Source organism: Streptomyces sp. NRRL B-24572, from assembly GCF_002156145.1.
GTDB classification, from domain to species: Bacteria; Actinomycetota; Actinomycetes; order Streptomycetales; family Streptomycetaceae; genus Streptomyces; species Streptomyces vietnamensis.
Genome location: NZ_MWIG01000048.1, coordinates 1 through 9418 on the forward strand (window position 1 = coordinate 1; position 9418 = coordinate 9418).

At 68.5% G+C, this 9418-nt stretch carries 7 protein-coding genes; 3 read left to right on the forward strand and 4 right to left on the reverse strand.

Annotated elements, in window-relative coordinates; all coding sequences use genetic code 11:
- From CCN56_RS03205 to CCN56_RS03215, 3 genes are all read right to left on the reverse strand, one after another.
- Window positions 1-3350 (reverse strand): tetratricopeptide repeat protein (locus CCN56_RS03205; RefSeq protein ID WP_143664413.1); only part of this gene is annotated, 3350 nt, incomplete at its 3' end.
- A 73-nt stretch (window positions 3351-3423) separates the two neighbouring features.
- A complete protein-coding gene (locus CCN56_RS03210) occupies window positions 3424-4359 on the reverse strand; it encodes a hypothetical protein (RefSeq protein WP_086823300.1) in 936 nt (311 codons plus the stop codon).
- Window positions 4359-4754, reverse strand: coding sequence for a hypothetical protein (locus CCN56_RS03215; RefSeq protein ID WP_086823303.1), 396 nt, complete (start codon window positions 4752-4754; stop codon window positions 4359-4361). Before CCN56_RS03215 ends, CCN56_RS03210 begins: the two co-directional genes overlap by 1 nt.
- A 516-nt stretch (window positions 4755-5270) precedes the next feature.
- Here CCN56_RS03215 and CCN56_RS03220 point away from each other — a divergent pair.
- The 3 genes from CCN56_RS03220 to CCN56_RS03230 all read left to right on the forward strand — a co-directional run bounded on the left by CCN56_RS03220 (window position 5271) and on the right by CCN56_RS03230 (window position 8960).
- A complete protein-coding gene (locus tag CCN56_RS03220; protein WP_256961704.1) occupies window positions 5271-5996 on the forward strand; it encodes a hypothetical protein in 726 nt (241 codons plus the stop codon).
- A gap of 299 nt (window positions 5997-6295) precedes the next feature.
- Window positions 6296-7468 carry a ribosome small subunit-dependent GTPase A gene (gene rsgA / locus CCN56_RS03225; RefSeq protein ID WP_086823309.1) on the forward strand — a complete coding sequence of 391 codons (1173 nt, stop codon included), beginning with the start codon at window positions 6296-6298 and terminating at the stop codon, window positions 7466-7468.
- 73 nt (window positions 7469-7541) lie between these two features.
- Window positions 7542-8960 (forward strand): DNA-3-methyladenine glycosylase 2 family protein, encoded by a 1419-nt coding sequence (locus CCN56_RS03230; RefSeq protein ID WP_086823312.1) that lies wholly within the window; start codon window positions 7542-7544, stop codon window positions 8958-8960.
- Here CCN56_RS03230 and CCN56_RS03235 read toward each other — a convergent pair.
- On the reverse strand, window positions 8930-9337 hold the full coding sequence (locus CCN56_RS03235) for a PPOX class F420-dependent oxidoreductase (protein WP_086823315.1): 408 nt from the start codon (window positions 9335-9337) through the stop codon (window positions 8930-8932). The two genes, CCN56_RS03230 and CCN56_RS03235, sit on opposite strands and share 31 nt — an antisense overlap.
- Window positions 9338-9418: the final 81 nt, after the last annotated feature.

Below are 9418 nucleotides of genomic sequence, written 5' to 3' on the forward strand. Positions count from 1 at the left end.
AAATGAGACGACGTCTTAGTCGGTTGTGCGTCCGGCCCGCCGGAGGCGGCCGTTCGGTCAGCCCCTGCGTCCGGCTCGATCAGCAGCGTCGGCTTCGGCAACAGGTCGCACAGTATTGAGGCTTCTTCCGAGACGTGGTCCAAGCGGCCCCGGACACCCGGAGTCGTCGGCATGGCCACGATCAGCGACCGACTCGTGGGCGGAGCGGAGGTGTGATGACGGCGTGCGTGGTGCAGGGTGCGGATGGTGGTCGTGTAGGAGGAGACGACGCGGTCCATGACGGTTCGCCGCTCCCTGATCTCCAGGTCCGCCCGGGGCGGCTCGGAGTGATAGCCGGCAGCGTGAAGGGGCAACAGTGAGAGGAGCCCTCCTGGCGCCCACCAGACGCGGGGCCACGGTTGTCCGGGGGAGGGTTCGCTGGTGAAACCGATCCGGTTCAAGATCGGTTCGGCTGCTGCGTCCCACAGCCACTCCAAAACGGCACGAAGCGTAGCCTGGGCTTCTTTACGCGCGATAGGCGTCGTGTGCGGATCCGTAACGGTTTCCAGGGCTTGGTGGAAGGTCTGGATCCGGTCGACGGTGACGTCGTAGGTGAGATCGGGCAGGTTCAGGAACTCGATCCCGTCGGATGTCAACAAGAGGGCGTCGCTGCGGTGTCGGCTCACATTGAAGCTCACTACCGGGCCGAAGGCGGCTTGTTCCAAGAGTTCACCCACGGCGGGGGGACGCGCGAAACCAGCGAATCCGTCCTGCGATCGGATGTGGTCCAGAGTGGTCTGGAGTTGGCCAGCGAGGCCGCGTCGACTTTCCTCGGCGTCGACTGCACGTACGGTGGTGCTGACTTGTTCCGTAGGATCCGCGGGGGAAGTTGTCATTTCCGTGGACCGGTCGAGTTCGTCCCGGAGTACCTCGAAGCGATGGGCCAGGTCGGGATGGCACTCGCGAAGGTCGGCAAGGTCGCTCCGCATATCCAGCACCTGGCTGTGGAGGACGCCGCGGCCCACCTCGAGCAACTGCAGGCCCTGCACTGCCCGGTCAGTGGCGGTGCCTTCGTGAGAAGCGAGAGCCAGTGCCACGGCGTCGCCGGCCAGTCCGGACCACTTGCTGATGGCATGCTGCTGGTCACCACGGCCCAGTTGGCGATCTGCTACCTCGGGCAGCAGGTGTACTGCCCGGGCCAACAAGTCGGCCGCGAGATCGGGGTCCGCCTCTACGATCAGTGAGGCCGCTGCCTGAGCTGCCTGAATCCGCGTCGAGGGCTTGGTGCCGTCGGTTCGTGCGCCTTCCAGGAACGCGGCCAGAGCGCGGTCGAAGTCGTCTTGCGAGCCGGTCTGCTCATACCGGCTGCGCAGGGCCGTCCCCAGATTGAACAGGTAGTCGGCGCGCTCTGGATGCTGGGCGGGTGCGATATCGAGCGCTGTCTGGCATGCCGCCACCGAGTCCTCCAGGTCCGCTTCGGATCCGGTCGCCTCGAACCTGACGGCCAGAACGGCTCCCAGCGCGGACACGTAGCGCGGACGCTCAGGGGCGTGGGACGGGACGTTCCCGACAGCACCGCGTCCTGCCTCGATCGCCCCGTCCAGGTCCTCCAAGACTTGTGTGTGCTGGAACCGGGCGTGCAGTGCTGAGCACAGATTCGCGAGGTAGCGGGGGTGGTCGGGGCTGTCGGTATCCGTGATGCTGAGGACCTCGCGCTTCCTTCGGATCGCGTCGTCGAGGTCCTGGGGGTCCCCATTCCGTTCGTAACGTTGAAACAGCGCGACACCGAGGTTGGACAGCAGTGCAGCTAGAGTGGAGTGACCACGGGGTGCCGCCTTCACAGCGTTGTGCGCGAACTCGATCGCGGCATCCAGGTCCGATAACGCCCCGGTGTGCTTGAACCGGCTTCTCAGTATCAGTCCGACGTTGGATAGACGGGTTGGGCGGTCGACGTGACCGTCCACGGTGGCCAGTGCGGAAGCACGGCTGACACTGATCGCCTCGTCCAGGTCTGCTGGATCACCCGTACGCTCGAAACGCTGCCACAGAGAAATGCCCAGGTTGTTGAGAATGGCGTTGAACTCGGTCTGTTGCTGGGTGGTTTCTCGGACAGCAGCGCGGTTCGTCTCGATCGCGGCATCGAGGTCGGACCTGTCGCCGCTGAGGCGATACCGTGCCAGGAGGGCTCTGCCCAGGCTGGTGAGGCGAAGTCCCCGAGCCCGGTGACCAGGCGGGAGCATCTCCAGTGCTTCCCTGAAGGCGCTGACAGAGCGGTCCAGACAAGCGCTTTCTCCAGTGCGCCCGAATCGGCTCAGCAAGGTGTTTCCGAGCCCGGACAGAAACATGGATAGCCCGGCGTGATCCTCAGGGGCGGTAGCGACTGCACCCCGGCAACTCTCGATCGCGTTCTCCAGATCCGCCAGGACGCCGGTGCTGTCGTATCTGTCGCTCCAAGCGCTCCCCAAGTTGTGGAGAATTCCTGCCTTGTCGTGGTCCTCGTTGCAGAGGTCGGATGCTTCCTGCAACGCTTCGATCGCCGCGTCGAGATCTGCCAGGATTCCTTTCTCGGTGAACCTGGTCTTCAGAGCGGAGCCGAGGTTGTTGAGTCCGCCGGCTCGCTCGGCCGGAGAGGCCGCTTGCAGTGCCAGTCGGCCGGTCTCGATCGCATCGTCCAGGTCCCGCGCAGCACCCGTATGGGCGAAGCGCTCCCGCAGGACACCTGACAGGTTGGTCAGCATGGTTGACCGGTTCTGCTGTCCTGGTGCCGTACTCGCCACAGCGCCCCGGATGGCGTTGATTGCCGCGTCCAGATCTCCTGGTTCGCCGCCCGTGTCGAAGCGGGATTTAAGGGCGACGGCGAGATTGGACAGCGCTTCCGCGTGCTGGCTTTCGCCTGAAGGGATGGCGTCCGCGATGCGTCTCAGGAGATCGATCACCCGTGTGAGCAGCGCCGGCTCCGGCGGAGTGCTCATTGTCTGCTGGATCGTCCAGACGAATCCAATCGCGTGCCGCGCCACATCAGGAAGCAGGTCATCTGGCAGATCCTCCGCACCAGCGCCGAACACGAAGCATGGCGTGAACTTCGCGACGGCTTCCTCCCTGTCGTGCCGCCCGGCTCCACCAGGAAGTGCCCGGTACCTGAAGGTGTGCAACCAGCCGAGCAGGTGATGACCTTCCAGGTCGGACACATCGCTCCGGAGGATGGCGGCGAGTCGGTGGGCCTCGACCAGCGCTTCCGGCTCCAGCACCACGCTGAGGTCCTGTTCTAGGCTCAGCCGGTCCAGCCGTGATTCAACTACGGCAATTCGCCTCTCAAGCTCGTCTTCTCTTGCGAAGTCCTGCTCGCGACCTTGCATGAACCGTCCTGTCACTTCCCGATCCCCAGCAGCTCTGACTGCCGAACCGCCCCCACCCGCTGAGGCGATCCCCTGAACTCGACGGCGCTCACGCGGCCGCTTCCGACACGGGCAACGGACTCCTCAGCCGTCGCATTACGGTGCCACCGAGCGAAGGACCCATCGGTTGTTCCTCGATGCGCAGCTTGTCGGCAAGGTCTGCCAGGTGAAGGCGCACAGATGCCTCCAGCAGCGTGGCGTAGACGTCCGAAGCAGCACGGAGGCGACGTGCCGAAATGACCACCAGCGCGACGGCGAGCGGCGCTGCGGGCCACCACCACCAGGCCAGGGGCAGATAGATCAAGGCCCATCCACCGAGAACAGCGGACCGGGCCAGCGCGGAGCGCGCCCTGCCGATCTCACTGCGTATCTCCTCCGACAGCACGAGCCAGAGATGTGGCCAGAGGACGAACAGATTGACATGCACGTCTCGGTCCAACCGGACCGTGGCGGCATGGATCCGATCACCGCTCCAGGTCGGCCGCTCAGGCCGCTCCACGGAGATGCGTTCGCACCTGATGGCCGCACGATGACGCGCCCGGGGTTTGGGCCGGTCGGCCGGACGCGGAGCGCGTTCCTGGAGCTGCAGGGCTTCGTACTCCCCTCGTGCTGCGTCCCAGCGGCGCTGCCTCCGTGTCACACGACGCTCGGCCATCTCACCGAACGGCCACGGCCACGCGCCCCAGCCGACAGCCAAGGCGACACGCTCGATAACGGAGCCGAGTGACTGGGCGGCCAGTCCGGCGGCGGCCGAACCTGCCAAGACGGCAGCCAGCAGCACGACCTGGCCGCCCAGCGTAGTTGCCTGGGGGGCTCGGGCCGCGTCCGAGATCGCGTGGGTGAGTCGTCCCACGTCCAACGCGGCATTCTGCCCGAGGGCGTGTCCGGCTGTGGCGACCGCCAAGTAGAGAGCGCCCGGCAGCACGAGGAGGGTCAACCACCGCTCGGCCAGCTTCTTGCCGAGTTCGCTGAGCAGTCCTCCCATTACGGGAGCCTCTCCCGGATCAGTACCGTCCCGGCAGGGGCGAACCGGCAGCGTGGCACGTCCTCGTCAACTTCGTGACCGGATCGGCCAATGCACACCTGCAAGGGACATCGGTACACGACGTCCAGGTCACCAACACCGGCTGGCATCACGCTGCGGCCCATTGCTCCATACACCCCTGACGGGTCGCCCGCGCCACGAACCGCTGTGTGCAGGGTGTCCAGAAGAGCGAGGAGCGAGACGTCGTCCGCGGCAGGGCGACCGACAGCAGCTTCGAGGGCCCGCAAGGCGTCGTCGTCCTCGTCGAGCAGCGCAGCGAGTTCGTCCTGATGCCCACACACGTACGAAAGCGCCTTGGCGACCCTCAGGCCGACCGTGTCCGCCTGGCTTGTCATGCAGAACTCCCCGTCCCCTGCGCGTCGTGGGCCTTCCTGGCCCGCTTGGCCATTCTCACTCCAGTGATGATGGTGCATCGTCAGATTCGACGAACTCCTCCAGGAACTCCTGTGCTGGGGGAATAGGCGACATCTGGCCACGCGCGTCCGAGTGGCTCTCACGATTCGGCTCGGTCAGCCGCAGGTTGTTCAGCGGGCCTCTTCTGCCTGAGTGGGCGGACCAGCACCACACCGCAGGACATGGCAGGGGCGACCCGGCATCACTCCTCTGCCCAGGCAGAACAAGACCAGGCTCGATCACCATGCATACGTTGTCATGATCTTGCAGCCCTCGTAATGCGTGGGTGCGCGATTGGGTCGCCGCTGAGGTTGCGGTGCTGGTGGAACTGAACAGACCTTGCTCGGACCTCATGACGTGCGAGCCGGCATCTCTCTACACGTGAACTCCGGCTACGCCAACCGGCGAGGGCATCGGATCCTTGGAGCCTCTGAACGTCGCGCCGCCGGAGGAAGACGATGACTGCCCACCCGTACCGCAACCCCAGGCGGGATCAGAAGCCCTACGACGATAGGGCGGATCGGCCGCGCGGATCCGCGTCGGAACCCGTGGGTCGTTTCCATGTGGCGCGACAGCAAGATGGAAGGCCCATTGCGGTGTCGGCGTGGCGCGTTACGACGGAGGATCATTCGATCGCTGACGCTGTGGGTGGGCTCTATGGAGGTGCGCGCAGGATGTCGGACGCAGGCGACGAGCATGTCGTCGAGGTCCTGACTCGCCGCGACCACATCCCTGTTTTGCTGGGTGGCCGCGGGGCCGTCTCGCTTCGCATGGTGATGCGCGGAGCTGGTGAGACTTTCCATGTCTGTGATGGAACTCGGTTCTTGGAGCCGGCGGGCGCACGTGGATCGCTGTGTGGCTGTCCGGCGAGCCTGTCTGACCGGAAGGCGGCAGCCCAGGCGGGTCGCGGGCCGACGCCGAAGGTCCGGATCGGCTTCCGGCTGGCGGACCTTCCCGAGCTGGGTGTGTTCTCCCTCGTATCGACTTCATGGGAGCTCGCTGCCGAGCTGCCCGCGTTGGCTGCCGCACTGGACGCGGCTGCTGTTCCGGCCGTGGGTGTACTGCGGTACGAACTGGTGGAGTTCACCACGTGCTCCGGGATCGCGGTGAGCTACAGGCGACCGGTCGTTGAGATCGGCAGGACCCAGGTCCTCGCCCAGGATGCTGTACGACTTGCGGCGTGACGCTGGTCCGCTGGTTGTCGGCGTTGTGCAGGTGGGGCCCCGAATTTAATCGGTGGTGCCGTGCCCTGGGGCGGGGCTATGGTTCTGCTCGTTCCAGGGCGCGGCTGTGTCGTTGCCCAGGGCACGGTGTCGGTTTGTCGAGAAGAAGCAGGAGGTGAGGACATTGATGACTGTCACGGTGACGGGCTCTGCCCGCATTCAGGAGTTCATCGTTCCCACCCCTGTGGTCTCCGGCTGACACCTACTCGATCCGCGCGCTCGTAGCGCGCCGCCGGGGCCACCCTTCGAAGGGTTTCCCCTTGTTCAACGCTCCGCTCCACCCGTCTTCTCTTTCCGCTGTCCAGCACCCGCTCGCCGTCTACGGCTGGGACGAGGGCTGGGAGGCCGAGTTCGCCCCGTACGCCGCCCAGGGGCTCGTCCCTGGGCGGGTCGTCCGTGTCGATCGCGGTCAGTGTGATGTGGCCACGCCTGACGGCGTCATTCGTGCCGACACCGCGTTCGTCGTTCCTCATGACCCGATGAAGGTCGTGTGCACGGGGGACTGGGTCGCTGTCGACCCCGAGGGCGGTGACCCGCGGTACGCGCGGACGATCCTGCCTCGGCGGACCGCTTTCGTGCGGTCGACGTCGTCCAAGCGGTCCGAGGGTCAGGTGCTGGCCACTAACATCGATCACATCGTCATCTGTGTGTCGCTCGCGGTCGAGCTCGACCTCGGGCGGATCGAACGGTTCCTCGCGCTCGCGATGTCCAGTTCGAGTGGTGAGGCACTGCTGCGTACGTCGGCGGACTCCTGGGAGTCCGGCGCCCAGCCGACCGTCGTCCTCAGCAAGGCCGACCTCGTGCCCGACCCCGTCGGGCTCTCCTACCTCGTCGAGGACGTGGAGACGGTCGCGCCCGGCGTGCAGGTGCTGCCCGTCAGCTCCACCACCGGAGAGGGGCTCGACGTGCTCGCCGCGACCGTCGCGGGGGGCACGACCGTGCTGCTCGGCGTCTCCGGTGCCGGCAAGTCGACCCTCGCCAACGCGCTGGTCGGCGAGGACGTCATGGACGTCCAGGCCGCCCGTGACGTCGACGGCAAGGGCCGCCACACGACGACCACCCGCAACCTCTTCGTCCTGCCCGGCGGGGGAGTCCTCATCGACACCCCCGGACTGCGCGGCGTCGGACTCTGGGACGCCGAGGCCGGTGTCGGCCAGGTCTTCTCCGAGATCGAGGAGCTCGCCGGGGACTGCCGCTTCCACGACTGCGCCCACGAGTCCGAGCCGGGCTGCGCGGTGACGGCGGCGATCGAGGACGGCTCGCTGTCCGTGCGCCGCCTGGAGAGCTACCGCAAGCTGATCCGCGAGAACCGGCGGATCGTCGCCAAGACCGATGCCCGGGTGCGCTCCGAGATGCTCAAGGAGTGGAAGCGCATGGGCAGGGAGGGCCAGAAGGCCATGGAGCTCAAGCGCGGCGGTGGTAGGACCCGGTGATGCCGGGACCGAGCCGATCGCGGTGTCCGAAAACCGCGAGCCGGGGTGGGGCGGCTCCCGCACACTGGGAGCCATGAGGGACGACGACACCCGCGACGACACCCGCTACGAGGCGGTCAGCAGCAGGGACGCCCGGTTCGACGGAGAGTTCTTCTTCGCCGTCCGGACCACCGGGATCTACTGCCGGCCCAGCTGCCCCGCCGTCACCCCCAAGCGGCAGAACGTCTCCTTCTACCCGACGGCCGCCGCCGCGCAGGGCCACGGCTTCCGTGCCTGCCGCCGCTGTCGGCCCGACGCCGTGCCCGGCTCCGCCGAGTGGAACGTACGGGCCGACGTCGTCGGCCGCGCCATGCGGATGATCGGCGACGGCGTCGTCGACCGCGAGGGCGTCCCCGGGCTCGCCGGGCGGCTCGGCTACAGCACCCGCCAGGTGCAGCGCCAGCTCACCGCCGAGCTGGGTGCCGGGCCCGTCGCGCTCGCCCGCGCCCAGCGGGCGCACACCGCGCGGCTGCTGCTCCAGACCACGGGACTGCCCGTCACCGAGATCGCCTTCGCGGCCGGCTTCGCCAGCGTCCGCCAGTTCAACGAGACGATCCGCGCCGTCTACGCCCGCACCCCCACCGCCCTGCGCGCCGAGGCGGGCAGCGGCGCCGGAGCCCGTACCGCGCTCGCCGCCGGGGTGCCGCTGCGGCTCGCCCACCGGGGCCCGTACGCGGCCGGCGAGGTCTTCGACCTGCTCGCCGCCGAGGCCGTCCCCCGGGTGGAGGAGGTCGTCGGCGTCCCCGGCACCCGCACCTACCGGCGTACGCTCCGCCTCCCGTACGGCACCGGCGTGGTCTCCGTCGACGAGCGGTCCGGCGGGCGCTGGCTCGAGGCCCGCATCCACCTCACCGAGCTGCGCGACCTGACCACCGCCGTGCACCGGCTGCGCCGCCTCTTCGACCTCGACGCCGATCCGTACGCGGTCGCCGAGCGCCTCGGGGCGGCCCCCGGGCTCGCCGCCGAGGTGGCCGCCCGGCCGGGCGTGCGCTCCCCGGGCACGGCCGAGCCCGAGGAGTTCGCGCTGCGGACGGTCCTCGGCGCCGAGGAGTCGGCCCGGGTCGTCGAGCCCCACGGCACCCCGCTGGCCACCGCCTGCGGCACCCTCACCCATGTCTTCCCGGAGCCCGCCGCCCTGACCGGCCACCCCGTCGCGGGGCCGCTGGCCCGCGCCCTCACCGACGGGGCCGTACGCCTCGACCCCGGCGCCGACCGCGACGAGGCCGAGCGCGCCCTGCTCGCCGTCCCCGGTGTGACCGCCGAGGCCGCCGCGCTGATCCGGATGCGGGCCCTCGGCGACCCGGACGTCGCCCTGGTGGACGGGCGGGAGACGGAGGAGTGGCGGCCGTGGCGCTCCTACGCGGCCCGCTACCTGGACCCGGCCCGCACGGCGCGCTACCCCGCTTCGGCCCGCGCGGCCGGCTACCCCGCTCCGGCCCCTTCGGCGGTGTAGCCCTCCAGGCCCCAGCTGTGGATCCGGCGCGGATGGATCCGGATGACCTCCTCGCTGAAGTACGGGCCCAGCTCGTGCGGGCCCACCAGGAGTTCCGCCTCGCCGCGGATCTCGACGCCCCGCACCCGCCAGGGGCGGACGCTCGCGAGGTCGTCGACGACCAGCGCCACCTTCGGGTTCTGCCGCAGGTTCCGCCACTTCTTCGTCCGGCCCATGCGGGCCCCGCCCACCAGGACCGTGCCGTCCTCCTGCGGGAAGTAGCCCACCGGGTTGGCCTGCGGCTGCCCGGACGGGTCCACTGTCGCCATCCGGCCGAGCTTCCGCCCCTCCGTGAGATAGGCGCGCTCGGCCTCGCTGAAGCCCTCGAAATCCCTCATGCGTCAAGGGTCGCGCGGTCCCGCCCCCGGCGGATCGGCCCCGGGACGGGTCCCGGCTCGGACCTCCGTCCTGGCCCCGGA